Here is a 24303-nt window from a genome sequence, read left to right as displayed (position 1 = left end):
AACGAAATAAATGTGAAGATAAAAAGTCAATTAATCAGCGGAATAGGGGGAAATCGCTGTCAGTTGTTTTTTACGTTCATCGTTTACGAATGGCCAAATCAATCGTTTGACGGTCTCCCAATTTTTTTCTTCAATTTCAGGACGTCTTGGAATTGCGGGATAAAGTGGTGACGGATCATGCCAGTGCGTGGGTGGCGCTATTTCCTGTCCGCCCCATCGTTCTTGCCATGCAATTGGAATTTCCCCGTGAAAAGGATCTTGTCCTGTCATGGCAGCAAAAACCTGACTCCACGCGCGAGGAACGACACGATACCAATCATAACCACCGCCGCCTAAAGCAACGATTTTTCCATCTGTATACTTTTCTGCCGCAGCCACAGCGATTTGAGGAATCTTTTCATAACTTTTCATCGTTAAGGATAGATGCGTCAATGGGTCAAGCACGTGCGCATCAGCGCCATTTTGTGTGATGATGAGATCCGGTTGAAACAACTCGCATGCTTCAAAGAGTGCCGTCTCATAAGCAAGTAAAAACGAATCGTCTTCCGTAAAAGCATCCAGTGGTACATTCCAGCTAAAACCGTATCCTTCTTCAGATCCTCTCTCCGTTACCATCCCCGTTCCTGGAAATAAGTAGCGACCCGTTTCATGGAGAGATAGTGTCATGACATCATTTCGATTATAAAAGGCCCATTGCACACCATCCCCGTGGTGAGCATCCGTATCGACATAAAGGATTTTACAGTGATATTTTTCAATCATCGCCGCCATGGCGACAGCCGTATCGTTATAGACACAAAACCCTGAAGCACGTCCGCGGAACCCGTGATGTAATCCACCGCCGATATGAAAGGTGCGTTTATACTTACCAGATAAGACGAGGTCACATGCTTCAATCGTTCCGCCGACAAGGAGGGAAGCACCCGAATGCATGTCTTGAAACAAGGGAGTATCTTCCGTACCAAGACCGTACATCTGTGCCTTGAGTGGTGATAATACTCCGGTTCCGGCTGCTTTGACAGCAGCAATATAATCCTGATCATGAACGAGTGCCAATTCTTCATCGGTCGCATGACGTGGGGCGATACAAGGGATGTCATCTAATTGATGCATCGATTCAAGCAAGGAAACGGTTAATTCGAGACGGATTGGGTTAAATGGGTGGGTCTCGGAAAATCGATAGGTTGCTTCTTCAGGACTATACAGATAAGCAAAATCCTTCATCTGCTCACATCCGGTCCAAGTACATCGAATCCTTCTTTGCGTAACTTCTCGATGATCCGAATTGGATTCATCGTCTGAACACGAAACGCAACAATCCGGACATACGGATCGTCTGTTGGATACACGAGTACATTTAAAATATTAATATTCGTTTTAGCAAGCAGTGCGGAAATCTTCGCTAATGTACCTGCTGTATTCTCGACACGGATCTCGATTTGGGAACTTGGTTCGAGTGCACCCGTCAACTGAACGAATGTCCGTAACAGATCCGTTTCCGTGACGATACCGACAAGACGTCGACCGCGGACGATTGGCAGGCAGGATAAGCGATATTCATAAAACAGCACAGCCGCATCTTCTAGAAAATCAAGCGGATGGGCCGTGACAGGGCTTTCGATCATAATGCTTGAAACGGGATACTGTAGGTCTTGTTTTGCTGTGTCCGGATGAAAGATGCTACTCGCGCTTTGAATTTCCTTTAGTCCGACAAGACCAACGAGTTCATGACGGGCATTAACGACGAGAATATGACGAATCTGATGACGTTGCATGAGTTCAACCGCATGCACGATGGAATTCGTCGGTTGCATCGTGATGCACGTCGTATTCATAATTTGTTCGATTAACATGACGATTCCTCCTCGAGCTCAGTCATACATGAAGCGTCTTCTCAAGCGTAGCGCATCAAAATGAGCGACGACTTCAGGTGAGACGTGTTTTCCGATACGTGCCATCAGGCAGTTAGCAGGGTGGGAGGCGATTTCCGGATCATCGGTCGGGAAAAAGACAAGACCACCATGGTTCATCATCTTCTCCATGATCTTCCGGTAATCCCACACTGATAGTCCACTACCTTTTAAGTCCCAATGCCAATAATATTCAGTCGTTAGAATTAAATAATGTTCCATGGCAGGATCTAGCATGGAGATTTCAAGCAATTTTTTACCAATCTGTTGTCCGCGGAACCGAGAGGAGACTTCAATCGCCCCGAGTTCCAAGATGTACGGATTGTTTCCCTCACTCCATGTTTCATAGGGATCAGGATATAAGTAAGTCACATAACCGATGATTTCCGTTCCTTGACGAGCGACGATGATCCGTCCTTCTTCAAGGTCTGCAATCTCAACGAGCGCTTGATGTTGTTCAGCGGGTGGACGAAAAGCCGTTAACCCTGAATCGAGTGTATACGTTGCTAGTGTTTGACTCGGTACGGGACCTTCGATGTCAACAGGACCGAGTGATGTTTCATGCGTCCGATGATTGAATTGTTTTTCAAACATGTAAGCGTCACCACCTTCCTATTCATTATAGACGAAAGCGCTTGAGTAAAGAGAGGGATTTTTTAACAAATTGACGGCAAATGGATTGAACTGACGGATAACTAGCTTATAATAAAGAGGAAAACATAGAAGGGGAGGAACGAGACATGAAAGTTTTGAAAGCGCTTCCGGGGAAGCATTGGTTAGCAGAGTATGATGAAACGAACACGTACGACTGGAAAGATGCTGAGCAGTACTTTTCATGGGCGACAACGGGGAAAGTCAACATTGCCTATGAAGCAATCGACCGCCACGCAGAAGGCGAGCGGGCGAACAAGGATGCGCTGATCTATTTCGATGGAATGACGGAACAACGATTCACCTATGCAGACATGAAACGATTGACGAATAAAGCGGCAAACGTATTAGTCGATGCAGGAGTCAAAACGGGTGACCGGATTTTCATCTTCATGCCACGCTCACCAGAACTGTACTTTGCCCTACTTGGTGCACTGAAAGTAGGGGCGATCGTCGGTCCGTTGTTTGAAGCATTCATGGAACAAGCTGTTCGTGATCGTTTAGTTGATTCTGAAGCGAAACTACTCGTGACAACGAAAGCGTTGCTCCCGCGTGTTCCAGTTGGGGAACTGGAATCACTTGAAAAAGTAGTACTCGTTGATGAAGGCGTTGAAGAATCAGAAACATTACTTGATTTCCGAAAAGCGTTCAAGCAAGCATCCGATGTATTCGAACCGGTCTGGTTGGATCGTGAAGACGGATTGATCTTGCACTATACTTCAGGATCGACAGGGAAGCCAAAAGGTGTCCTCCATGTTCAAAATGCGATGATTCAGCATTTAATGACAGGACGTTGGGTACTCGATCTACAAGAAGACGATGTCTACTGGTGCACGGCTGATCCAGGGTGGGTCACAGGAACAAGTTACGGTATCTTCGCACCGTTCTTAAATGGGGCAACGAACGTCGTTGTCGGTGGACGTTTCAATCCAGATTTCTGGTATAGTGTTATCGAGAAGTATAACGTAACGGTCTGGTATAGCGCGCCAACTGCTTTCCGGATGTTAATGGGAGCGGGGGCGGACGTCGCGAATCACCATGATCTTTCAAGTCTTCGTCATGTGTTGTCTGTCGGAGAACCATTGAATCCAGAAGTTATTCGTTGGGGAAAAGAAGCATTTGATCAACGCATTCATGATACATGGTGGATGACAGAAACGGGCGCGATGATGATTTGTAACTACAAGTCGATGGACATTAAACCGGGATCGATGGGGAAACCAATTCCAGGAACCCAAGCTGCGATCATTGATGATCAAGGAAACGAGTTACCACCGTTCCGGATGGGTAACCTTGCCTTGAAAACACCGTGGCCATCGATGATGCGTCAAATTTGGAACAATCCACAAAAATATGAATCCTATTTCTTTAAAGGATGGTATGTGTCAGGCGATTCTGCCTATATGGACGATGAAGGCTATTTTTGGTTCCAGGGGCGTGTTGATGACGTCATCATGACGGCTGGAGAACGGGTCGGTCCGTTTGAAGTTGAAAGCCGTCTCGTTGAGCACCCAGCAGTCGCGGAAGCCGGAGTCATCGGGAAACCAGACCCGGTGCGAGGCGAAATCATTAAGGCATTCATTGCCTTACGTGATGGTTATGAGCCAACGGATGAATTAAAACAAGAAATCCAAGCATTCGTCAAGGAAGGTCTAGCTGCTCACGCGGCCCCAAGAGAAATTGATTTCCGAGATAAGTTGCCGAAGACACGAAGTGGTAAAATCATGCGCCGTGTTCTGAAAGCATGGGAGTTGAACTTGGAAACGGGCGATTTATCGACGATGGAGGATTGAACATGAAAAAAGGATGAATCACCGAAACAGGTGATTCATCCTTTTTGTTAGTTTTCAGAAGCAGCATCTTTTTTCTTTTCATCTTGTTTCTTTTGTTGCTCTTGCTGTTTCTTCGCATCTGCCTCTTTTTTCTTAGCGTCCGCTTCAGCTTTCTTTTTTGCATCGGCTTCGGCTTTTGCTTTTGCATCGGCTTTTGCTTTTGCGTCGGCTTTTGCTTTTGCATCAGCTTCAGCTTTTGCATCGGCAGCACGTTTTGCGTCATCTGCTGCTTTTTTCTTTGCCTCAGCATCTGCTTTTTCTTTAGCTTGATCTTGTTGTTTTTGTTGATCTTCTTTCTTCTGTGCGTCTGCCTCTTTTTTCTTTTCTTCTACTTCTTTCTGTTTCTTCGCTTCGGCTTTTTTCTTTGCTTCTTCGGCTTTTTTCTTTGCTTCTTCGGCTTTTTTCTTCTTATCTTCTTCTTTGAAGCGACCACTGTTTTGGAAGTCATTTGCTGTTACAGAAGATGGTTGCGTGAAGCGGGCGCCAGATTTGAAGTAACTGCTGTTCGCACCATACGATGCATTCGCCATCTGTGACCAGAGCGTCTGCGTACGTTGGTAGTACGTTGACGGACCGATGAGTGAGTTGTTCTGGTCGTGTCCTGTCCAGACGGCAAGGGTTACACCAGGAGTAGAACCAACAAGATAAGAGTCTTTGACATCGTTGGTCGTACCCGTCTTACCGGCCCAATCTCCCGGTACGTTCAATCTAGCTTTAGCGAACGTCGCTGTACCTTTCGTGAAGACACCACGCATCATATCAAGTGTCAGGTAAGCTGTTCGTGGTTCATAGATCCGTTTTTTCTTCGGTTTTGCTTTATAGATATCTTTTCCGTCTTTCGTGATTTTCGAGATGATGTACGGTTGGACGAATTCACCATAGTTGGCAAGTGTCGCGTAAGCACCTGCGAGTTCGACAGGTGTGATTTCCATCGTTCCGAGTGCCGCAGAAGGGGCATAACGGATCGCATCAGGTACTTCAACTCCCATATCGACGAGTTTTTGAATCGAATTCGACATGTTCATCTTCTCGTAAATCTTAACGGCCGGTACGTTCAATGATAGTTCTAATGCCGTACGAACCGTTACATTACCACGGTAACGTCCACCTTCGTTCTTGATCGGACGGTCGCCAGGTTGACGTGGTACAGTCTGGTAGTAGTACTCTTCATCATTAACGGTAGACCCTGGTGTGATCAAGCGATTTTCAATCCCGTTCGAGTAAACGAGGATTGGTTTTGCCGTTGACCCGATTTGACGTTTGGCTTGGAATGCCCGGTTGAAATCGTCAGCTTTTCCATCCATATACCGTCCGCCGACGAATCCGAGGATACGTCCCGTTTCATTTTGAACCATGACTGCTGCTGTTTCTTCTGGATCCTGTTTCGAAACGCTTTTTTTCGTTTTTGGATCGACGACTTGTTTGTATTGCATGCTTCCTGGAAAGTTCGCACTGTTCTTCGCAGGTTGTTGCATCGCTTCATGAATTTTTTTATCAAGTGTCAAGTGAACTTTGTAGCCGCCTTGGCGCAGTGCAACAAGTGCTTGATCTTGATAGTTGGCACGCACTTCTGCCAGTTCAGACGGTTTCACTTCATCTTCCTTCACACCATCTTGTTTCATCAGATACTTCGTCATGATTTTCGTCGCTTCACGTTCGGCTAAATCGTAGACATACGGATACGTATCACGAGAACGTTTTGATTGTTTCGCGAAATCTTTCGTAATATCATGCTTGATTGCTTTTTCGTACTGTTCCTTCGTGATGTTTTTCGCGACATACATCCGCTTCAATACTGTTTTCATCCGGTTGACGCTTGGCGTCAAGTCCTTTTTGACGACGCCACCTTGAAGGTAAGGGGTGTAGTAATAAGGGTTTTTAGGAATCCCAGCGAGAAAAGCTGCTTGTGGTAACGTCAGTTTTTTCGCGGATTTGTTGAAAACTCCTTGTGATGCAGCCTCGATCCCCGCGATATTACGACCGAGTGAATTGCGACCGAATGAGACGACATTCAAATACGCTTGTAAAATTTCATCTTTTGACATCGCGTTTTCAAGGCGCAATGCTAAAAGAATTTCTTTCGCTTTCCGTTCGAATGAGACTTCGTTCGTCAAGATTTGGTTTTTGATTAATTGTTGTGTTAGCGTACTTCCGCCTGTGCGCGACGCAGAATTCGTTAGTTCTTGTAGAACTGCTCGTAATGTCGCTTTTGGAACGACACCATCGTGTTGATAGAAGTCTACATCTTCCGTTGATAAAAGCGCATCGATCAAGTAAGGAGAAATCTTCTTGATATCGACAGGCTGACGTTCTTCATCTGTTGAGATGTTCGTCAGCTTTTCACCACTTCCCCAATAAATTTGGCTTGTGACGGCATAGCTGTTGACTTGTTGTTTCATCTCAGTCAATGGTGGTGCTTTTGTGTCCTTGACGAGCGAAGCGAAATAGCCGCCCGCTGCACCAACAGAAAAACTACCGACGAGTAAGACAGCTATGATGAGGAACAAAATGATGTTCCATGAAACATCATATGTGATATTTGACCAGTGCCGAACGGCTTTCGTCCGGGGATGATTCCAAAACTTGAACCAGTTCTCGCGCATAAATGATCTCCTTTGCATCTTAAACTTAGGTGTAAATTAATATTAAATCACAGATAGACGTATTATACCATAAATCTACTAATGAAATCGGACTTGACAGCGGATTCGCCTTCGACGTATCATGAAACCATCTTATTTTCGTATATTGCGTTAAACCATGATCGGAATATAGTAGTAAGTCACTCCCTGTGACAGAGACCTAGTGGTGCTGCGAACTAGGACACAGTGAACTTACGAATTACGCTTCCAGGAGTTTCTTGAGAAATCAAGCGGTCCGTCCCGTTATCGACGAACCAAGTGGTCCTTTTACACAAAAGGACAATTAGGGTGGTACCACGGAATATTCCGTCCCTTCGTTTTAGACGAAGGGACGGTTTTTTTGTTAATAGTGAACTTTAGGAGGAGAAACAATGACGTTATTAGAGGATTTAGAATTTCGCGGGTTAATTAACCAAATGACAGATGAAGAAGGGCTGAAAACATTACTCGAGAATCCGACGACGCTTTACACAGGCTTCGATCCAACAGCAGATTCACTTCACATCGGACACTTGTTGCCGATTTTAGTCTTAAAAAGATTCCAACAAGCGGGTCACCATGTCGTAGGTCTCGTTGGAGGGGCAACTGGGATGATTGGGGATCCGAGTGGTCGTGCAACGGAACGGTCATTGAACACATCGGATATCGTCGAAGAGTTCGCGAATCGGATTAAAGATCAACTGTCACGTTTCTTACCACTTGAAGGTGAAAATCCGGTCACGATCGCCAATAACTTAGACTGGACGAAAGATTTGACAATCATCGATTTCTTACGTGATATCGGAAAACACTTCCCGGTCAGCTACATGCTTGCGAAGGACTCTGTTGATTCACGTCTTCAAAACGGTATCTCATTCACTGAGTTCTCATACATGTTACTTCAATCGTTTGACTTCTTGAAACTTTACGAAGACAAAGGATGCCGTCTTCAAGTAGGAGGTAGTGATCAGTGGGGGAACATCACAGCAGGAATGGAGCTGATTCGTCGTGCTGGTCATGAAGAAAAAGCATTCGGATTGACAGTACCGCTCGTTACGAAAGCGGATGGTCAGAAATTCGGTAAGACAGCTGGCGGTGCGGTCTGGTTAGATGCTGATAAAACGTCACCGTACGAGTTCTACCAGTTCTGGTTCAATGTAGACGATCTCGACGTCATCAAGTTCTTGAAATACTTCACGTTCTTGACGCACGAAGAACTCGATGCACTTGCAGAAGAAGTCAAGGCAGCACCAGAGAAGCGCGTCGCACAACGTCGTCTTGCAGAAGAAATGACGGTTCTCGTCCACGGTGAAGAAGGTCTGACACAAGCACAACGTATTACGACGGCACTCTTTAGCGGAGATATTAAATCGTTGCAAGTCGAAGATATCGAAGATGCCTTCAAAGGCATGCCACGCTTTACACTCGGCGAATCAAACAACCTCGTCGACGTGCTCGTTGAGGCGAAGATTAGTCCGTCAAAACGTCAGGCACGTGAAGACGTCACGAACGGTGCGATCTACCTCAACGGAGAACGCGAGCAAGACTTAACGAAAGAAATCACTGAATCAGATGCAATCGGTCGCTTTACGATCGTACGTCGCGGAAAGAAAAAATACTTCGTCGTCGAGCATGCTTGATGATAAACGAAACGCTCCCTGCACATAGATGCAGAGAGCGTTTTTTAAGCTGTCCGGAATAAGCGAAGTGGCAACAAGCGAACGGCGATCGTCGTGGCAATGACGGCTTTGATCGTATCCCATAAGACGAAAGGATAGTTGATCGCAAAAGCATCTTTGAACGACAGATCGAGTACAGCCATCAGACCGAATGTTCCGAGCAAGTAGACTAAACCAAGTCCGAAGACGATCATCCCGATGAAGAGGGGGACGAAACGACGTGTTTTTTCAGCGATGAGACCGATGAAGAATCCGGCAATCGGAAAGGCGATCAAATACCCAACAGTTGGTCCGACGAATGGAGCAAGTCCACCTTTTCCGCCGAGAACAGGGAGACCAGCAGCTGCGAGCAATAAGAAGATCAAGACAGCAAGTCCACCGCGTTTTCCACCGAGAATGGCACTGACCGTCATGATTGCGAGCATCTGAAGTGTGATCGGAACGGCGCCGACCAGTTGGATCTGCGGCAAAGAGCTGACGGCTGCGATGATGGCAGCACCAAGGGCGATGAACGTTAAATCTCTTGTTTTCATGAATAAAGTCCTCTTTTCTATTTGTGTTAACTATGTATGTTTATAGGTTAACACAAATAAATAATTGGCGTCACTCTTTTTTTAAGACCAGGTATACATTTTCATGATATGTACAAAAAAAGCACCCACCGAAGTGAGTGCTGGAACAATCGATTAACGTGAGTAGTACTCGACGACGAGTTGTTCTTGGATTTGATCGTTCAATTCAGAACGCTCAGGAAGACGGACGAACGTTCCTTCGAGCTTCTCAGCATCGAAAGTAACGAAGTCTTTAGTTGCTGGAGCAACTTCGAGTGCTTCTTTGATAACGACAAAGTTCTTCGATTTTTCGCGAACTGAGATCGTTTGACCTGGTTTCACGCGGAACGACGGGATGTCGACGCGAGCGCCATCAACTTGGATGTGACCGTGGTTGACGAGCTGACGAGCAGCACGACGTGTACGAGCCATACCCATACGGTAAACGACGTTATCAAGACGTGTTTCAAGTAAGAACATGAAGTTCTCACCGTGAATACCAGGCATTTTGCCAGCATCGTTGAACATACGGTTGAATTGGCGTTCGTTTACTCCGTACATGTGACGAAGCGTTTGCTTCGCTTGAAGTTGAAGACCGTACTCAGACATTTTACGACGGCTGTTACCGTGTTGTCCTGGAGCGTACGGACGTTTTGCGATTTCTTTTCCTGTTTCAGTAAGTGAGATACCGAGACGACGTGAAAGTTTCCAAGCTGGACCTGTATAGCGAGCCATAATAAGACTCCTCCTTAGTGTTCGTTATTATTTGCATAAAAATAATAACGCCATCAAACCCACGTTACGCCCATTTCATGATGTGGCACCCTCGCTTGATAGCAAAGTTACACGATGCCCCTCCGGTTATTCACCGAGTCATGAAATGTGATACGTAAGCGATTTGACCGCTATCGTTATCATTTCTGCACTTTTACAAGTATACGGTGTGGACAATCGACTGTCAATCAGAATTACAGATGACGAAGTAGTGTCGTACAGAATGCTTCTAAACCAGCTTGGTCGACTTCATCGAAACGGTTGAATTCTGGGCTGTCGATATCGAGGACGCCGATCGTTTGTCCGTCTTTGACGAGTGGAATGACGATTTCAGAATTCGATGCCGCGTCACATGCGATATGACCTGGGAATTGATGAACGTCTTCGATCCGTTGTGTCGTTTGTTCTGCTGCGGACGTTCCGCAAACACCACGACCGAATGGAATACGGACGCATGCTGGAAGTCCTTGGAATGGTCCGAGGACGAGTTGGTTTTGCTCGGTATCCGTCAAATAGAAGCCGACCCAGTTGATACGGTCGAGGAATTGGTTGAGTAACGCGCTCGCATTCGATAAGTTCGCGACTTGATTGTCTTCTCCCATTAATAACGCATCGAGTTGTTTTGACAGCATGTCATATTGTTTCGTCCGGTCACCTTCATATGTCTTTGTTTCGAACATAATAAAATTCCTCCCGTGAAAAGCGTATTTTTTTTAGTTTAACGAGTTTTCGTGTAGCTGACAAACAATTGATTTTTGGACAAAGGATTCAAAACAGCGGAAGAAATCAGGAAAAGCCTCTGTAAATCTATGCAAAACGGTTGCGCTATACTATTATAAGGATAAGATTATTGCGATTTAGAGAAAATCTAAAGTCGTACGACAGAGTGGAGGTCGTGACAAATGTGGGCATGGGTGATCGGAGTCATCGTCATCGTATTACTCGTCATGCTATTCAGCATGATCAGTCGAAAAAAATACTACACGAAAATCGATGAACTTGATATGCGCAAACAAGGCATCGTCAGTGCATCGATTCCAAAGGAGTTGCAGGACTTAAAGCAACTACCGATGGCGGGTGAGACGGAGACGAAGTTCAGCTCCTGGCATCAAGCGTGGGAAGAGTTGTTAACGGTCCACGTCGCCCAAATCGATGAAACCCTTTACCGAGCGGAAGAAGCGCTCGATAAATACCGGTTCATCGCCGTCAAGAATGACCTTGAAGTAACGGAACAATTGATTGCGGAACTCGAAGGATTGATCGATGAGATGCTCGTCGAGATGTCGACGTTCAAAACGAATCAATCGGTTTTAGCAGAGTTGAAAGCGCAAGGGGAAGCTGATTCTGGGCAAGTTCGGAAATCGTTATTGATCCAAGCGAACTCATTCGGTCCGGCGCTCGCGCGTCTGGAGGAACGAAGTGAACAAATCAACGCGCACTGGAATGAGATGTGTCAATACGAAGCTTCGGGTGAAGTGACGAAGGCGTACGAAACAAGCTTGTTGCTTGAGCAAGAAGTAGCGACGACGCGTCAGCTTGTTGAACTCGTGCCGAAACAATGGAAGATTCTCGCACATGAATTGCGTCAACGGATTGATCAGCTCGGAGCGGGTTATAAGGAAATGTCGTTAGATGGGTATCCGCTTGAACCACTCGGTCTTCAATCTGAGATCAAACGGTTCGAGGAACAACGTCTGAGCCTTTCTGAAAAAATCGAGATGCTTGAAGTCGATGGTTTAGAAGAAGCGATTCAACAGTTATCAGCCGACGTTGATCAAATGTACGATACGTTCCGTCGTGAAGTTGATGCACGTCATCAAGTGAAAAAAGAAAATCAATCCTTGAAACAAAAAGCATTACGGATGCGCGAACGGATTCATCAATTGGCGCAAGAGTTCAGTATCTTACGTGAAAAGTATGAAATCTCAGCAGATCTTGGAATTCACTACGAAACGATCCAGCGTGACGAAGAGCTACTATTTGAAGCGGCAAAAGATCTCGATGAGTCGATTGCTGGGAAAATCATTCCGTTCAGTATGCTCGAAGATCAAATGCGCGATGCGATTCGCTTAGAGGAACAGTTGATGATTCAGTACGAACGCTTTACGGTCGAACTTCAAGCGCTTCGAAAAGAAGAGACAGAAGTGCGCGAACGGATCGTCGAATGGCGTCATCAGCTCTCGCAAACACGTCTTCGTCTGAAACGACTTGGATTACCGAACTTACCAACGGAAGTTGAAGAAGCACTACGTAATGCGAATCGTTCGCTACAGACGCTTGAGACACGGCTCGAAGAGTTACCGTTTAATGTCCGATCGATCGTTGCACAAAGCCAAGACGTCCAAGAAACGTTTAAACATGTGCAAGAACGGTTAGATACATTAGTGTTCGAAGTCACGTACGCCGAACGGCTCGTCCAGTATGCGAACCGATACCGTCGCCACGACAATGAGATACATATGTCGCTGACGATCGCGGAAACGAAGTTCTTAGCGGGAGACTATGAACGTACGATCGTCTTAGCGGAACGTGTCCTAAATGAATACGATCCGGACGCGATCGAACGCATTAAACGATCGTGTGCACCAGAGGAAACGTTGCACGTTTAAATCAGGATCGACAATTCAGGGTGACCGTCATGGTCACCCTATTTTTGTAAAAAGAGGAGTGAGTAGAATGGGAACACTATACGTAAACGGATTGATTCGAACGATGGCACATGAAGAGGACGTCCATTCAGCGATGTTCGTCGAGAAGACGCGGATCATCGCAATGGGGGAGGAAGGAAAACTACGTCGACGTTTCGGTAGACGTATTGATCAGATTCAAGACTTGAACGGAAAAGCTGTTTATCCAGCCTTCACAGACGCACATATTCATCTGATTGGCTACGGGGAAGCGATCAACCGTGTCGATGCCTCGCGTTATACGACGCTTGAAGCATTAGGACAAGCTTTCCTCAAGGCAGAACCAATCAATGGGATTCACGTAGCGGAAGGATATGACGAAACGAAACTTGACCGTGCGCCGACAAAAGCATGGCTGAATCAGTTGTTCCCGGACGCTCCCGCCTTATTAAAACGGACAGACCGGCATACCGCACTTGTCAACGATGTTTTATTCCAACAGCTCGGCTATAAAGCATCGACTGTCATCGATGGTGGAAAGATCGGCTTATCGGATAACGGCGAAGCTGACGGATTTTTGTACGATGCGGCGCTTGAACCTTTGTATGCGTTACAAGCTGGAAACTTAGAGCGAAACAAATCGTCACTCCGATCAGCAATCAAGAGTTTGTATCAATACGGCATCATTGCGGCACACACAGAAGATTTATCGTATCACGGAGATGTCGCGGAAATCCTCCAAGCATATAAAGAAGTGACAGAAGAGACAGGCTTCCATACACATCTACTCGTTCATCATCTTGTTATCGATGAGTTCGTGCAACAGCAACCAATTTTGCCATCAACGATGTCAATTGGTGCGATGAAACTATTCGTCGACGGCGCACTCGGAGGACGGACAGCTCTTCTCGGTCGTGGTTATTCTGATGATCCGACGACACGTGGTATCGAAGTGCATACACCAGAACAACTCGAACAACTCGTCAAGCGTGCACGTAGTTACGGGTTTACAGTTGCGGCACATGTCATCGGTGATTTAGCGATTGAACGATTCGTACAGGTGCTCGAGAAATATCCAGCACCAAAAGGCAAGCGGGATCGGATCATTCATGCGACGGTCGTTCGACCAGAAACGCTTGCACGAATTCGGAAGTTACCGGTCTTGATTGACGTTCAACCGGTCTTTTTACTGGATGACGCAGACTTTATCGTCGATCGACTCGGATTGAACCGCTTAGACTGGAGTTATCGTTTACGTTCGTTAGCTGAGACCGGCGCATTATTATGCGGTGGGGCAGATGCGCCGATCTCTGACCCCGATGTCCGGCGTTCCCTGTATGCAGCGACGGAAGGAACAGCGGGACGTGTCAATAAGGCGAATGAGACGTTATCGATGTACGAAGCCTTGTTACTCTTTACGAAAAATCCACATCTCGCGACCGAGACACATGGACGCAAAGGATTACTCCTACCAGGATACGATGCCGATTTCGTCATCTTTGAAGAAGACTTCTATCGCTTGCGTGGTGAAGCCATCTTGAATAACCGTTTAGTGGAGACTGTCCAAGCTGGTAAAATCGTCTATCAGGCAGAAGCAACCTTAGTTTGATGTTGCTTCTGTATAGTGCGAAATAGCTTCTGAATAAAAAGAAGATAGTCCAGGTGCATACGCATCGTAATAAGCGCGAAACCGTTCGTCGGACACGTACATCTGACCGAGTGACTCAAAAATAGATAACTCACATGGGTAATAGTACGTATCGATGAAGTCATGTTGTTCCTTGACGACCTGTTGAACGTCCGGGTCAGATGCCGCACGTCCGTCGCGGTAAAGGATCGTCAAGCGTTGATCGAGTTGTTTGTGCATGGCGCTAAGTCTTTCTTTCTCATTTGGGGTACGTTGTTTTTGTCTTTTTGCACTGATTCGATAGGCGTCGGTGTCACCGTAGTGTTGTTGGACTTCATCTGCATGTTGTTTTTCGTGCATGACGATCTCTTCGTGACGTAAACCGCGGAATAATTGTTCATCTTTCATGGGGAGTCCTCCTATTAAAGTGAGTAATGTTTGTTCAGCGAGTTGAGCGAGCATCTGATAATGCGAAGCTTTTTCTTGAAGTAGTACAATTTGTTTTTTCAATATCGTGTGATGACTGGAGTCAGATTGTGTAAGTAATCTTTGGATTTCTGACAGCGGAAAATCAAGAGAGCGATAGAGAAGGATTTGTTGTAAACGTAAAAGATCCTCACTGCTATAATATCGGTGACCGGCATCGTTGCGCTTTGGCACAAGGAGACCGAACGTCTCATAATGATAAAGCGTTCGTTTTGTGACGCCGGTAAGTTTGGCGATTTCCTGAGTGGAATACATCATCTGTGTACCTCCTTTGATTGGAGTATAAGGGGTGACGTAACGGAAGACGCAATAAAAAAATCTGCCCCGAGGAGGCAGATTTTTTTATTGTCATAAGAATGAGCGTTGAATCTTATGCCAAAATGTATTGTTCGTCAATTTGACGGTTTTAAGTTCTTTTTCAGAGAGCTGGATATCGACTGAATCCGTTCGTGTCAGGCTGAGTGCTTCGTTATCCATCCCGATGATCGGATAATCGTTTCCGTCCTCAATGATGCGTAACGAGAGTTTCCGTCCGCGGTTCAATAGGAAAGCAGAACCGAGTGTCCGGTACCGGTTATTGTTAACGGAAGCGATCTCGCTGACTTGAAGACAGTGGATCAATGGATCGACGATCGCACCAGAAAGTGACTTGTTATAAGCCGTAGATCCCGTCGGTGTTGAGATGACCATTCCATCCCCGCGGAATGTCTCAAACAGGAAGTCATCGATATAGACTTCGATTGCGAGTGATTTGATGATGCTCGACTTTACGGAACATTCGTTCAGACAGAGCATCGGTGGTCCACCGTTGATGGATGCTTCAAGTAGTGGATAACGACGTACTTCGATTTCGCCATCCGAGACACGATTGCCCGTCTCTTTAAAGATTGCTTCGACCGCAGAAAGATCATTGATATCAAAGTCACAGTAGAACGAGTTTGGTCCTTCAGCGAATCCGACATAGATCGCATCATCACGGAAACCTGTGAAGCGTGCCGCTTGCAAGAAAGCCCCATCTCCACCAATCGAGACGATGATGTTTGCTTGTCGATGATCTTGGACGACATTCAGTCCGTATCGTGTACCGACATCAATCAACTTTCGCACCTGCGTCTCGTGTCTTTGTGTATTTCGGTAGTACAGGTAGACATTATTTCGAGCCATGGTCAATTCCCCCTTGAAAGCGTTTCATGAACTCTTTTATTATACCTGTTTTTTAGAAAGACGGGTACTGAAGTCCATCAATTATGGCAGAATACTTGCCATCTTCGCAGATCATTCCTATAGTTAAATAGAAAATACAGTATATCCAATCAGGGGAAAAGGGGAATTCATATGGCAACGTTTAAAGGAAATCCAATCACACTTCAAGGTACAGCGGTTCAAGTCGGACAAACAGCACCGGACTTTCAAGTGTTAGCTAACGACTTATCGCCCGTAACACGTGATACATACCAAGGTGTTCGAATCATCAGTGTCGTCCCATCAATCGATACAGGGGTATGCGATGCGCAGACTCGTAAATTTAACGAAGAAGCAGCTAAAATCGAAGGTGTGACGGTCATGACGATCTCAAACGACCTTCCGTTCGCGCAACGTCGTTGGTGTGCGTCAAGTGGTCTTGATCAAGTCGTGACATTGTCTGATCACCGTGATCTTTCATTCGGTACACAGTACGGCGTGGCAATCGAAGAATTACGTCTGCTTGCTCGCTCTGTCTTCGTCTTAGATTCGAACAACGAAATCACGTATGTCGAATACCTCGAAGAATCAACGGATGAGGTAAATTTCGAAGCAGCACTCGCTGCAGCACGTGAAGCGAAGTAAGAATGGTTTACAAACGACGCTGAAGCGTTACAATGGAACTAATGATAGAAACGGCTCCCGCTCTACGGGGGGCCGTTTCGTTTTGGAGAGGATGACGTACATGGAGCCGTTAGAAAAGTTATATAAGGAATTAACACGTCAAACAAAACAAATCGAACGTGATCTTGATATGCCTTACCTAGAAGCGTTGACGACTGTGATTGACCGGTTGAACGATCGCCATACTGAAAATGTAGACAAAGAGGTCATTCGAAAGGCAGTATCGCTTGCTATTTTAGAAGGGATGAAACAAGCGCAACCGAACCATTTGCCGACGCCAGACAGCGTCGCTTTGTTTGCTGGTTATCTAATCGGGAAATTGGTAGGTAAGGAGGACATCCGACTACTTGAATTAGGAAGTGGAACAGGTGGTATGTTACACGCTGTCTTGAGTCAGCTTTCGACGGGCACATCTGCTGAAGCAGTTGAGGTAGATGAGACGTTAATTCGTTTATCGGCAGCGGTAACGGAATTACTCGACTATCCTGTTACGTATACGCATCAAGATGCGTTACGACCTTTGTTGCTAGATCCAGTTGATCTTGCGATGGCTGATCTCCCAGTCGGTTATTATCCGGATGAAGAGGCTGCTGCTTCTTACATCTTGAAACGAGATGAGGGTATGAGCTATAGTCATTTCTTATTGATCGAACAAGCGATGCAATACGTCAAACCAGGTGGGTTCGGTGTTTTTGTCATTCCGAACGGTTTGTTCCAGCATGATACGGAAGGCAAGTTGAAACAGTACTTTGAATCAAAAGCGCACGTCATCGGCATTTTACAATTGCCGTTAACCATGTTCAAACAAGAACAGGCAGCAAAAAGTTATTTGATCGTCCGTAATCATTTAGCCGGTATGAAGATGCCAAAACAAGCGTTACTTGCTGAACTACCATCTTTCACAGATGCCCGTGCGTTTGGTGGTATGGTGAAACAGATTGATGAATGGATTAACACAGAATTAAAATGAATTACGCAAAGTGATTGAAATCTGTCGTTAATTTGACTATTCTAGTTGTAGAACAGAAATAGAAGAAAACCTAAACAGATGTGAATGTTCATTGGATTCAAATGGAAAAGGGGAAAAATCATGGCAAAAATTATGGCGGTAAACGCAGGTAGTTCGTCTTTGAAGTTCCAATTGCTCGAAATGCCGAACGAAACGATGATTGCAGTCGGACTCGTTGAACGTGTCGGTAAAGACGATGCAATCTTTACGATTAAATATGGTGAAGGACAAAAGTATACAGATGTCCTCCCGCTTGCAACACATAAAGAAGCAGTCGAGTTATCACTCGAAAAATTAATGGAGTTCGGAATTATCTCGTCTTACGATGAGATTAAAGGTGTCGGACATCGTGTTCTTCATGGTAAAGAAAAATATGCAGACTCTGTATTGATCACGGATGAAGTCATGCAAGATATCGAGTCGTATACAGAACTCGGACCACTTCACATTCCACCAAACTTGATCGGAATCCGGGCATTCCAAGCATTGCTTCCGGAAGTGCCGCAAGTGGCGGTCTTCGATACGGCGTTCCATCAAACGATGCCAGAAGAAAACTTCCTTTACAGCTTACCGTATGATTACTACACAGAATACGGTATCCGTAAATATGGTTTCCACGGTACGAGCCACAAATATGTTACGGAACGTGCATCTGAATTACTTGGTCGTCCATTAAAAGACCTTCGTTTGATCTCATGTCACTTAGGTAGCGGAGCATCGATCGCAGCAGTTTCGGGTGGCGAATCAATCGATACGACGATGGGCTTCACACCGCTTGAAGGAATCACGATGGGAACACGTTCTGGTTCACTTGACCCAGCTTTGATTCCATTCTTAATGGAGAAAACAGGGAAAACAGCGGAAGAAGTCTTGAACGTCATGAACAAAGAGTCTGGAATCTACGGACTCTCAGGTCTTTCAAGTGACTTGCGTGACGTCCAAACGGCTGCGAAGGAAGGAAACCACCGTTCAGAGATGGCACTCCGTATCTTCGCGAACCGTATCCACGGATACATCGGGCAATATGCTGCTGAGATGAATGGTGTTGATGCCATTATCTTCACAGCTGGTGTTGGGGAAAACTCAGATTCAATCCGTGAGCGTGTCCTACGTGGTCTCGAATTCATGGGCGTTTACTGGGATCCATCACTCAACAATGGAGCTCATGGAGAAGAACTCTTCATTAACTACCCACACTCACCAGTCAAAGTCATTATCATTCCAACGAATGAAGAATTGATGATCGCACGCGATACAGTTCGTGTTGGTGGATTGGTTGCTCAAAACGCATAATTTTTAAAAAGGACTGAATCGTTAATACGACGATTTAGTCCTTTTTTTGATGAAATCCCAGAAAAGTGATACGCGAACGTATGATCTATTGTTACGACGTTTGTCATACAACGAAAAAAGAAGCGTCATCATCGTAAAAATAAACCTAAAAAAGGGTCATTTCTTAAAAAAATGAGTCTTTTGTAACATAACGGTAATAGTACAGACATATTTTTGTGGTCTATATGTAACGGCACTACTTGCTTTTGTCATGTATATTAATCTCAGTTAACAAACACGAAACAATGATGGAGGAGAAAATACATGATGAAACGAATGCTCGCAAGTGTTTTAACGGTCGTGTTAGCACTCAGTTCGTTCGCAGGTCTTCAAGCAGAGGCTGCAACTAAGAAAAGCGTTAAGTCAACAGTCGATAGCCTAGTCATTCGTCAAAAAGCTACTACTTCTTCGAAGAAACTCGGTCTTCTATATAAGAACCAAACGTTATCGTACAAAGCAAAAACAGGGAACTGGTACAAAGTAAGCTACAAAGGTAAGACGGCTTATCTTAGCGCGAGCTACTCGAAGGTCGTGACGTCAAGCGGATCAAAAAAACAATCTACGGGCGGTTGGAAAACAGTCACGAACGTGAGTGCGACAGCCTATACACCGTATGATCCAGGCAGTGGTAACCTGACAGCAATCGGTTGGAACATCAAAAGCTCGAAAAAGAAAGTCGTAGCTGTTGATCCACGTGTCATTCCACTTCGTTCGACAGTCAAAGTGTATTATAAAGGGAAGTTGAAAGGGACATATACAGCTGCTGATACTGGCGGTGCCATCAAAGGTAAGAAGATGGATATCCTTTACTACTCTCGTTCAGAAGCATTCAACTGGGGTCGTCGTACCGTTACAGTAAAATACAAATGATTTCAAACCATCGGACATCGGTTCGATGGTTTTTTGTTTAAGCAGGTCGTCAAAAAGCCTCTCTTCCTTTGAGATGAAGGGAGAGAGGCTTTTGTTTGATAGAAGAGTGGTTCATAAACGAACGATCAAGACATCACATTTTGCGTAACGCGTAATGCTTTCAGAGACACTACCGATGAAGAAACGCTCAACAGCGTTTAAGCCGGTCGCGCCACAGATGATTAAATCAGCATCGTGATTAGGAGCAAGTTTTTTGGCAATCGTGACTTTTGGAGAACCGTATTCAATTGCAACTTCGACTTCCTGTACACCGCGGTCTTGAGCGGTCTTGACATATTCGTCTAGCAATTCCTTCGCGTAAGATTCAGCACGTTCCGTGATGGTACGGTCATATGCTTCTACTGTTGCGAACGTCCGTGTATCAATGACGTGTGCGATGATCAATTTTGCATCATTTCGCAATGAAACATCGATTGCCGTCTCGAAGGCACGTTCTGCCTCTTTTGAGCCATCTACTGCTACAAGTACATTATGATAGACGATTGCCATGATGAATCCATCCCTTCGTAATCGATATGATGAGTACACCCTAATTATACCATTCTCTTACTGGAAGCGGACGAAACATTCAACGAGTTCTAAAAATTGTCCTACCTTTCCATTCCGTCGTAAGATGGAGTCAGTGAAAGGGGGCGATGCCAAGATGAGGCACGCGTTAATTACAGCAGGTACAAAAGGACTGGGAGAACGAGTAACACGCCAGTTATTGGAAGAAGGATGGAAAGTAACAGCGTTCCATCGTTCTGAACCCGAGTTTACACATCCGAATCTTGTGACGATTCAAGCAGACGTGACGAACCAAGAAGAAGTGGAACACGCAGCTCAACAAGCGATTAACGAGCAAGGTCGGATTGATGCGTTGATACTTAATGCAGGACCATATATATTCGAGCGGAAAGCATTAGTAGATTATAGCGATCAAGAATGGAATGAAGTCATTACCGGGAATCTGACCGCTAGTTTCTGGTTATTACGTCAAGTATTACCCGTCATGCGTAAGCAAGCCTATGGTCGAATCATCACGTATGGTTTTCCGGAAAGTGCGACAGCGCCAGGATGGGTGTGCCGGGCGGCGTTCGCTGCTGCTAAAAGCGGGATGGTGAGTTTGACGAAGAGTGTGGCGCTTGAAGAGGCAGAGCACGGCATTACGGTCAACATGGTCAATCCGGGGAACATCGTCGGTGATAACAAGACGAAACGGATTTCCGAAGCAGAGCAAGATGAAGAAACACCGGTCGGAAGAACGGGTGTCGGGGAAGATATCGCTCGCGCCATCTCCTTCTTACTCGCAGAAGAATCAAGTATGATCACAGGTGCGATTCTTGATGTGACAGGGGGCGTCAATGTCGTCCATCAATCCCGTAAGTAAATAAAAAACACCTAATCCATCGCTTGGATTAGGTGTTTTTACTGATTTAAGATGATGGAATCGATTGAAGGTGTTTTGGTGTGCGAGTTAACGCAACCGGACCTTCCGCAGTAAGATGGATATCATCTTCGATCCGGACGCCGCCGACTCCGGGAACATAGATACCTGGTTCGAGCGTGTAGACGATACCAGCTTCAGCCGTCAGTAAGTTGTTCGAAGCGAGGGACGGGAATTCGTGAACCTCGATTCCGAGTCCGTGACCGACGCGATGTGTGAAGTACTGCCCGTAACCAGCCTCTGTGATGACGTCGCGGGCTGCTTTATCCAACGAGCCGAGTATCGTACCGATCTGACTCGCTTTTGTCGCGGCTTCAAGTGCTTGGCGGACCGTTTCATAGATTTTAGTCTGTTCTTCGCTTGCCTGACCATAAATGAAGGTCCGTGTAATGTCTGAACAGTAGCCTTTCCAAATGACACCGAGATCGAATAGGACGAAATCGCCTTCTTGGATGACGCGGTCACCTGGGACACCGTGTGGATCAGCACTGTTTGCACCAAATAGGACAAGCGTATCGAACGACATCTCGCGGACGCCTTTTTTCTTCATTTCATATTCGATTTCCGCAATGACTTCGATTTCCGTGATACCTGGACGGATCGCTTGTTTACCGATTTCGATCGCTTCATCCGCAAGTGCTGCTGCTTCTTGAAGGATAGCAATTTCTTCCGGTGTTTTCTTCAAGCGAAGCGCTTGTAAGGACTCACCAATATCAAGAATGGCTGCATTTTCAAGATGTGAGCTCAGTTCTTGATATCGACTAAACGTCATATGTTCACCTTCAATACCGATCCGATTGTTTGAATGTTCAAATGTCTTGAATAATTCAGCTAAACGATCGAATGGATTTTCATGATCCTCATACGTGACGACGTCTCCTTCCCAAGGACTCGCTGCAACGATACTTGCTTCGAGTGCCGGGCAGAATAATACATGTTTGCCGGTTACATCAACGAGGACTGCCATGACACGTTCGTGAGGTTCTGCGTAGACTCCTGAAAAGTAAAAGACATTCGCCTTTGAAGTAATGACGGCTAAATCGATTCCTTGTTCTTTCAAGAAAGCACTAATGTAATTCGTACGTTCGCTCATATGTGACTCCACCTCTCTACTCATTTTCTACATAAGTATACCATCGTCCGATTCGAAAAACATTTCTCGTAAATCAGACTAGTACACGTTTTCATCTTTGGAGTAGTACAGTATAATGACAGGAGAGTAGAAAAAAGGAAAAGAAGGGATACAGTATGCCTACGAAACACGAACAGATCATTCGACATATCGAAGATCTTGATGTCGGAACGAAGATTTCCGTCCGACAAATCGCGAAGGACTTGACCGTATCCGAAGGAACGGCCTATCGCGCCATCAAGGAAGCGGAGAATCTTGGGTTCGTCTCGACGATCGAACGAGTCGGAACGATTCGAATCAAAAAGAAACAAAAAGAAAATATTGAGAAGCTGACATTCGCGGAGGTCGTGAATATCGTCGATGGTCAAGTTCTCGGTGGAAGAAACGGATTACACAAGACATTGACGAAATTCGTCATTGGCGCAATGAAGCTTGAAGCGATGATGCGTTACATCGATGTCGACAGTCTCGTCATCATCGGGAACCGTGAAAAAGCACACGAACTTGTGCTTGAAGCAGGGGCCGCTGTATTGATCACCGGTGGATTTGATACAACGGAGGATGCAAAACGATTGGCGGATGAGATGGAGTTACCCATCATTTCGACGTCATACGATACATTTACGGTCGCAACGATGATCAACCGAGCAATTTATGATCGATTGATCAAAAAAGAAATCTTACTCGTCTCGGATATCTTGATCCCTTTACATGATACGTTCTATTTACAGACGACGGATCCGATTTCACGTTGGCACGAGTTGAACGAACAGACAAAACACAATCGTTATCCTGTCATCGATGAACAAATGAAGGTCGTCGGTGTCGTGACGGCGAAGGACATCATTGACCGTCCACATGATTGGGCTGTTGAAAAAGTCATGACGCGGCATCCAATTACGGTCGGCATTCGAACGAGTGTCACGAATTCTGCGCATCAGATGGTATGGGAAGGCATCGAAATGTTACCGGTCATTGACCAGTATGGGCGATTGCTTGGGATCATTAGCCGTCAAGATGTCCTCAAGGCGTTGCAACTGGCGAATCGCCAGCCGCAGGTCGGGGAGACATTCGATGATCTGATCACAGGGCAGATTAAAGCGGCAGAGGACGAACGGGGACCGTACTTATCCCTTGAGGTTTCTCCACAAATGACGAATTTCATGGGGACTGCTTCAAGTGGTGTATTGACGACGCTTCTCGTCGAAGGGGCGACGCGAATGTTGCGTCACATGAAGAAAGGTGACCTTGTCATTGAAAACGTCAGCATCTATTTCATTAAACCTGTTCAGATCGAGAGCACGGTAACGATCCGGGCCAATGTCTTTGACGTTGGTCGGAAATTCGGGAAAGTCGATGTCGAAATGTATCAAGGTACACAAATCGTTGCGAAAGCACTCGTGACTTCGCAACTCATCGATCGTTAAGTGAATACAAAAAGAACCGAAGTCTATTGACTTCGGTTCCTCTGAATCTCGCTCAGGATTGCTCCATCTCACGGACGACATATGGATAAATCTTTTTGTAACGGATGAATCCAGCGATGAATGAAGCAACACCGACGACGATTAAAATAGAACAGACCACTTTTCCGACGAGTGTCGTTAATCCGTTCCCGGAAACGAACTGATTGACGGCGAATAGGATGACGAACAGACTCAACCAAATGCTCGCTTGTGTATTGAACAAGTATTTTCGGTTCGTGCTTTTCGTATGGAACGCGCGGCGTTTTGCTAACAAATACCCACCAAGCGAGAAAACGATGAGGGCGATGAGGATGAATTGCATGTTAAAAGGACCTCCTTTTTGTCTTCATCTAGTATCATATCAAGATTAGAGGAGCTGTGCAC

At 45.7% G+C, this 24303-nt stretch carries 22 protein-coding genes and 1 other annotated feature; of the genes, 10 read left to right on the top strand and 12 right to left on the bottom strand.

What is annotated here, in order from left to right; all coding sequences use genetic code 11:
* Positions 1 to 30 precede the first annotated feature (30 nt).
* The 3 genes from VJ374_RS12075 to VJ374_RS12065 are packed head-to-tail and all read right to left on the bottom strand — an operon-like array spanning position 31 to position 2504.
* On the bottom strand, positions 31 to 1224 hold the full coding sequence (locus tag VJ374_RS12075) for an acetoin utilization protein AcuC (protein WP_290752068.1): 1194 nt from the start codon (positions 1222 to 1224) through the stop codon (positions 31 to 33).
* On the bottom strand, positions 1221 to 1853 hold the full coding sequence (locus tag VJ374_RS12070) for an acetoin utilization AcuB family protein (RefSeq protein ID WP_329468865.1): 633 nt from the start codon (positions 1851 to 1853) through the stop codon (positions 1221 to 1223). The genes VJ374_RS12075 and VJ374_RS12070 overlap by 4 nt, the downstream gene beginning before the upstream one ends.
* Positions 1854 to 1871: 18 nt before the next feature.
* Positions 1872 to 2504 (bottom strand): GNAT family N-acetyltransferase, encoded by a 633-nt coding sequence (locus VJ374_RS12065; protein WP_023469064.1) that lies wholly within the window; start codon positions 2502 to 2504, stop codon positions 1872 to 1874.
* A gap of 146 nt (positions 2505 to 2650) precedes the next feature.
* Here VJ374_RS12065 and acsA point away from each other — a divergent pair, with 146 nt between their 5' ends.
* Positions 2651 to 4354 carry an acetate--CoA ligase gene (gene acsA, locus VJ374_RS12060; RefSeq protein WP_329468864.1) on the top strand — a complete coding sequence of 568 codons (1704 nt, stop codon included), beginning with the start codon at positions 2651 to 2653 and terminating at the stop codon, positions 4352 to 4354.
* Between the two features lie 47 nt (positions 4355 to 4401).
* Here the strand turns inward: acsA and VJ374_RS12055 are convergent, their stop codons facing one another.
* The gene (locus VJ374_RS12055) at positions 4402 to 6996 is read right to left on the bottom strand and encodes a transglycosylase domain-containing protein (protein WP_329468863.1); all 2595 of its coding nucleotides are present in this window, start codon (positions 6994 to 6996) and stop codon (positions 4402 to 4404) included.
* 148 nt (positions 6997 to 7144) lie between these two features.
* Positions 7145 to 7352 (top strand) — a binding site (T-box leader).
* Positions 7353 to 7406: 54 nt separating this feature from the next.
* Between VJ374_RS12055 and tyrS the strand changes: the two genes are divergently transcribed.
* Entirely contained in the window at positions 7407 to 8654 is a 1248-nt protein-coding gene (gene tyrS / locus VJ374_RS12050; RefSeq protein ID WP_035406219.1) for a tyrosine--tRNA ligase, read from the top strand.
* Positions 8655 to 8698: 44 nt separating this feature from the next.
* Here tyrS and VJ374_RS12045 read toward each other — a convergent pair whose 3' ends face one another.
* The 3 genes from VJ374_RS12045 to VJ374_RS12035 all read right to left on the bottom strand — a co-directional run bounded on the left by VJ374_RS12045 (position 8699) and on the right by VJ374_RS12035 (position 10698).
* Complete coding sequence (locus tag VJ374_RS12045; protein ID WP_290752056.1) at positions 8699 to 9226, bottom strand: biotin transporter BioY; 528 nt, start codon at positions 9224 to 9226, stop codon at positions 8699 to 8701.
* A 153-nt stretch (positions 9227 to 9379) separates the two neighbouring features.
* Complete coding sequence (gene rpsD / locus VJ374_RS12040) at positions 9380 to 9979, bottom strand: 30S ribosomal protein S4 (protein ID WP_035406229.1); 600 nt, start codon at positions 9977 to 9979, stop codon at positions 9380 to 9382.
* A 233-nt stretch (positions 9980 to 10212) separates the two neighbouring features.
* Positions 10213 to 10698: a GAF domain-containing protein gene (locus tag VJ374_RS12035; RefSeq protein WP_023469058.1), complete on the bottom strand. Its 486-nt coding sequence runs from the start codon at positions 10696 to 10698 to the stop codon at positions 10213 to 10215.
* Between the two features lie 222 nt (positions 10699 to 10920).
* Between VJ374_RS12035 and ezrA the strand changes: the two genes are divergently transcribed.
* Both ezrA and VJ374_RS12025 read left to right on the top strand, forming a co-directional pair.
* Positions 10921 to 12627, top strand: coding sequence for a septation ring formation regulator EzrA (ezrA, locus tag VJ374_RS12030; protein ID WP_290752050.1), 1707 nt, complete (start codon positions 10921 to 10923; stop codon positions 12625 to 12627).
* A 67-nt stretch (positions 12628 to 12694) separates the two neighbouring features.
* The gene (locus VJ374_RS12025) at positions 12695 to 14254 is read left to right on the top strand and encodes an amidohydrolase (protein WP_329468862.1); all 1560 of its coding nucleotides are present in this window, start codon (positions 12695 to 12697) and stop codon (positions 14252 to 14254) included.
* Here VJ374_RS12025 and VJ374_RS12020 read toward each other — a convergent pair.
* Together VJ374_RS12020 and VJ374_RS12015 are read right to left on the bottom strand one after the other, a co-directional pair.
* On the bottom strand, positions 14246 to 15016 hold the full coding sequence (locus tag VJ374_RS12020) for a MerR family transcriptional regulator (RefSeq protein ID WP_329468861.1): 771 nt from the start codon (positions 15014 to 15016) through the stop codon (positions 14246 to 14248). The two genes, VJ374_RS12025 and VJ374_RS12020, sit on opposite strands and share 9 nt — an antisense overlap.
* A 90-nt stretch (positions 15017 to 15106) precedes the next feature.
* Positions 15107 to 15922 (bottom strand): NAD kinase, encoded by an 816-nt coding sequence (locus VJ374_RS12015; RefSeq protein ID WP_023469054.1) that lies wholly within the window; start codon positions 15920 to 15922, stop codon positions 15107 to 15109.
* 165 nt (positions 15923 to 16087) lie between these two features.
* Between VJ374_RS12015 and tpx the strand changes: the two genes are divergently transcribed.
* The 4 genes from tpx (at position 16088) to VJ374_RS11995 (ending at position 19835) form a co-directional block, all read left to right on the top strand.
* A complete protein-coding gene (gene tpx / locus VJ374_RS12010) occupies positions 16088 to 16585 on the top strand; it encodes a thiol peroxidase (RefSeq protein WP_155960139.1) in 498 nt (165 codons plus the stop codon).
* A 100-nt stretch (positions 16586 to 16685) separates the two neighbouring features.
* Positions 16686 to 17594, top strand: coding sequence for a class I SAM-dependent methyltransferase (locus VJ374_RS12005; protein ID WP_023469052.1), 909 nt, complete (start codon positions 16686 to 16688; stop codon positions 17592 to 17594).
* Positions 17595 to 17714: 120 nt separating this feature from the next.
* Positions 17715 to 18926, top strand: coding sequence for an acetate kinase (locus VJ374_RS12000; protein WP_035406240.1), 1212 nt, complete (start codon positions 17715 to 17717; stop codon positions 18924 to 18926).
* A 303-nt stretch (positions 18927 to 19229) separates the two neighbouring features.
* Positions 19230 to 19835, top strand: coding sequence for a 3D domain-containing protein (locus tag VJ374_RS11995; protein WP_035406242.1), 606 nt, complete (start codon positions 19230 to 19232; stop codon positions 19833 to 19835).
* Positions 19836 to 19946: 111 nt separating this feature from the next.
* Here VJ374_RS11995 and VJ374_RS11990 read toward each other — a convergent pair whose 3' ends face one another.
* The gene (locus tag VJ374_RS11990) at positions 19947 to 20384 is read right to left on the bottom strand and encodes a universal stress protein (protein WP_029342342.1); all 438 of its coding nucleotides are present in this window, start codon (positions 20382 to 20384) and stop codon (positions 19947 to 19949) included.
* Positions 20385 to 20538: 154 nt separating this feature from the next.
* Between VJ374_RS11990 and VJ374_RS11985 the strand changes: the two genes are divergently transcribed.
* On the top strand, positions 20539 to 21264 hold the full coding sequence (locus VJ374_RS11985) for an SDR family oxidoreductase (RefSeq protein ID WP_035406245.1): 726 nt from the start codon (positions 20539 to 20541) through the stop codon (positions 21262 to 21264).
* Between the two features lie 46 nt (positions 21265 to 21310).
* Here the strand turns inward: VJ374_RS11985 and VJ374_RS11980 are convergent, their stop codons facing one another.
* The gene (locus tag VJ374_RS11980; RefSeq protein WP_329468860.1) at positions 21311 to 22414 is read right to left on the bottom strand and encodes a M24 family metallopeptidase; all 1104 of its coding nucleotides are present in this window, start codon (positions 22412 to 22414) and stop codon (positions 21311 to 21313) included.
* Positions 22415 to 22569: 155 nt separating this feature from the next.
* On the opposite strand from VJ374_RS11980, the gene VJ374_RS11975 reads away from it, so the two are divergent.
* A complete protein-coding gene (locus tag VJ374_RS11975) occupies positions 22570 to 23880 on the top strand; it encodes a DRTGG domain-containing protein (protein WP_023469046.1) in 1311 nt (436 codons plus the stop codon).
* 52 nt (positions 23881 to 23932) lie between these two features.
* Here VJ374_RS11975 and VJ374_RS11970 read toward each other — a convergent pair whose 3' ends face one another.
* Positions 23933 to 24241, bottom strand: coding sequence for a YtpI family protein (locus VJ374_RS11970; RefSeq protein WP_035406252.1), 309 nt, complete (start codon positions 24239 to 24241; stop codon positions 23933 to 23935).
* Positions 24242 to 24303 lie beyond the last annotated feature (62 nt).

This window comes from Exiguobacterium sp. 9-2 (genome assembly GCF_036287235.1).
Classification (GTDB): domain Bacteria; phylum Bacillota; class Bacilli; order Exiguobacteriales; family Exiguobacteriaceae; genus Exiguobacterium_A.
This window is presented reverse-complemented; position numbering and strand designations above follow the sequence as displayed.

Bases quoted from the DNA above. Each gene is read 5' to 3' on its own strand.
- VJ374_RS12075 (WP_290752068.1), bottom strand. From the start codon at position 1,224: ATGAAGGATTTTGCTTATCTGTATAGTCCTGAAGAAGCAACCTATCGA.
- VJ374_RS12070 (WP_329468865.1), bottom strand. From the start codon at position 1,853: ATGTTAATCGAACAAATTATGAATACGACGTGCATCACGATGCAACCG.
- VJ374_RS12065 (WP_023469064.1), bottom strand. From the start codon at position 2,504: ATGTTTGAAAAACAATTCAATCATCGGACGCATGAAACATCACTCGGT.
- acsA (WP_329468864.1), top strand. From the start codon at position 2,651: ATGAAAGTTTTGAAAGCGCTTCCGGGGAAGCATTGGTTAGCAGAGTAT.
- VJ374_RS12055 (WP_329468863.1), bottom strand. From the start codon at position 6,996: ATGCGCGAGAACTGGTTCAAGTTTTGGAATCATCCCCGGACGAAAGCC.
- tyrS (WP_035406219.1), top strand. From the start codon at position 7,407: ATGACGTTATTAGAGGATTTAGAATTTCGCGGGTTAATTAACCAAATG.
- VJ374_RS12045 (WP_290752056.1), bottom strand. From the start codon at position 9,226: ATGAAAACAAGAGATTTAACGTTCATCGCCCTTGGTGCTGCCATCATC.
- rpsD (WP_035406229.1), bottom strand. From the start codon at position 9,979: ATGGCTCGCTATACAGGTCCAGCTTGGAAACTTTCACGTCGTCTCGGT.
- VJ374_RS12035 (WP_023469058.1), bottom strand. From the start codon at position 10,698: ATGTTCGAAACAAAGACATATGAAGGTGACCGGACGAAACAATATGAC.
- ezrA (WP_290752050.1), top strand. From the start codon at position 10,921: ATGTGGGCATGGGTGATCGGAGTCATCGTCATCGTATTACTCGTCATG.
- VJ374_RS12025 (WP_329468862.1), top strand. From the start codon at position 12,695: ATGGGAACACTATACGTAAACGGATTGATTCGAACGATGGCACATGAA.
- VJ374_RS12020 (WP_329468861.1), bottom strand. From the start codon at position 15,016: ATGATGTATTCCACTCAGGAAATCGCCAAACTTACCGGCGTCACAAAA.
- VJ374_RS12015 (WP_023469054.1), bottom strand. From the start codon at position 15,922: ATGGCTCGAAATAATGTCTACCTGTACTACCGAAATACACAAAGACAC.
- VJ374_RS12005 (WP_023469052.1), top strand. From the start codon at position 16,686: ATGGAGCCGTTAGAAAAGTTATATAAGGAATTAACACGTCAAACAAAA.
- VJ374_RS12000 (WP_035406240.1), top strand. From the start codon at position 17,715: ATGGCAAAAATTATGGCGGTAAACGCAGGTAGTTCGTCTTTGAAGTTC.
- VJ374_RS11995 (WP_035406242.1), top strand. From the start codon at position 19,230: ATGATGAAACGAATGCTCGCAAGTGTTTTAACGGTCGTGTTAGCACTC.
- VJ374_RS11990 (WP_029342342.1), bottom strand. From the start codon at position 20,384: ATGGCAATCGTCTATCATAATGTACTTGTAGCAGTAGATGGCTCAAAA.
- VJ374_RS11985 (WP_035406245.1), top strand. From the start codon at position 20,539: ATGAGGCACGCGTTAATTACAGCAGGTACAAAAGGACTGGGAGAACGA.
- VJ374_RS11980 (WP_329468860.1), bottom strand. From the start codon at position 22,414: ATGAGCGAACGTACGAATTACATTAGTGCTTTCTTGAAAGAACAAGGA.
- VJ374_RS11975 (WP_023469046.1), top strand. From the start codon at position 22,570: ATGCCTACGAAACACGAACAGATCATTCGACATATCGAAGATCTTGAT.
- VJ374_RS11970 (WP_035406252.1), bottom strand. From the start codon at position 24,241: ATGCAATTCATCCTCATCGCCCTCATCGTTTTCTCGCTTGGTGGGTAT.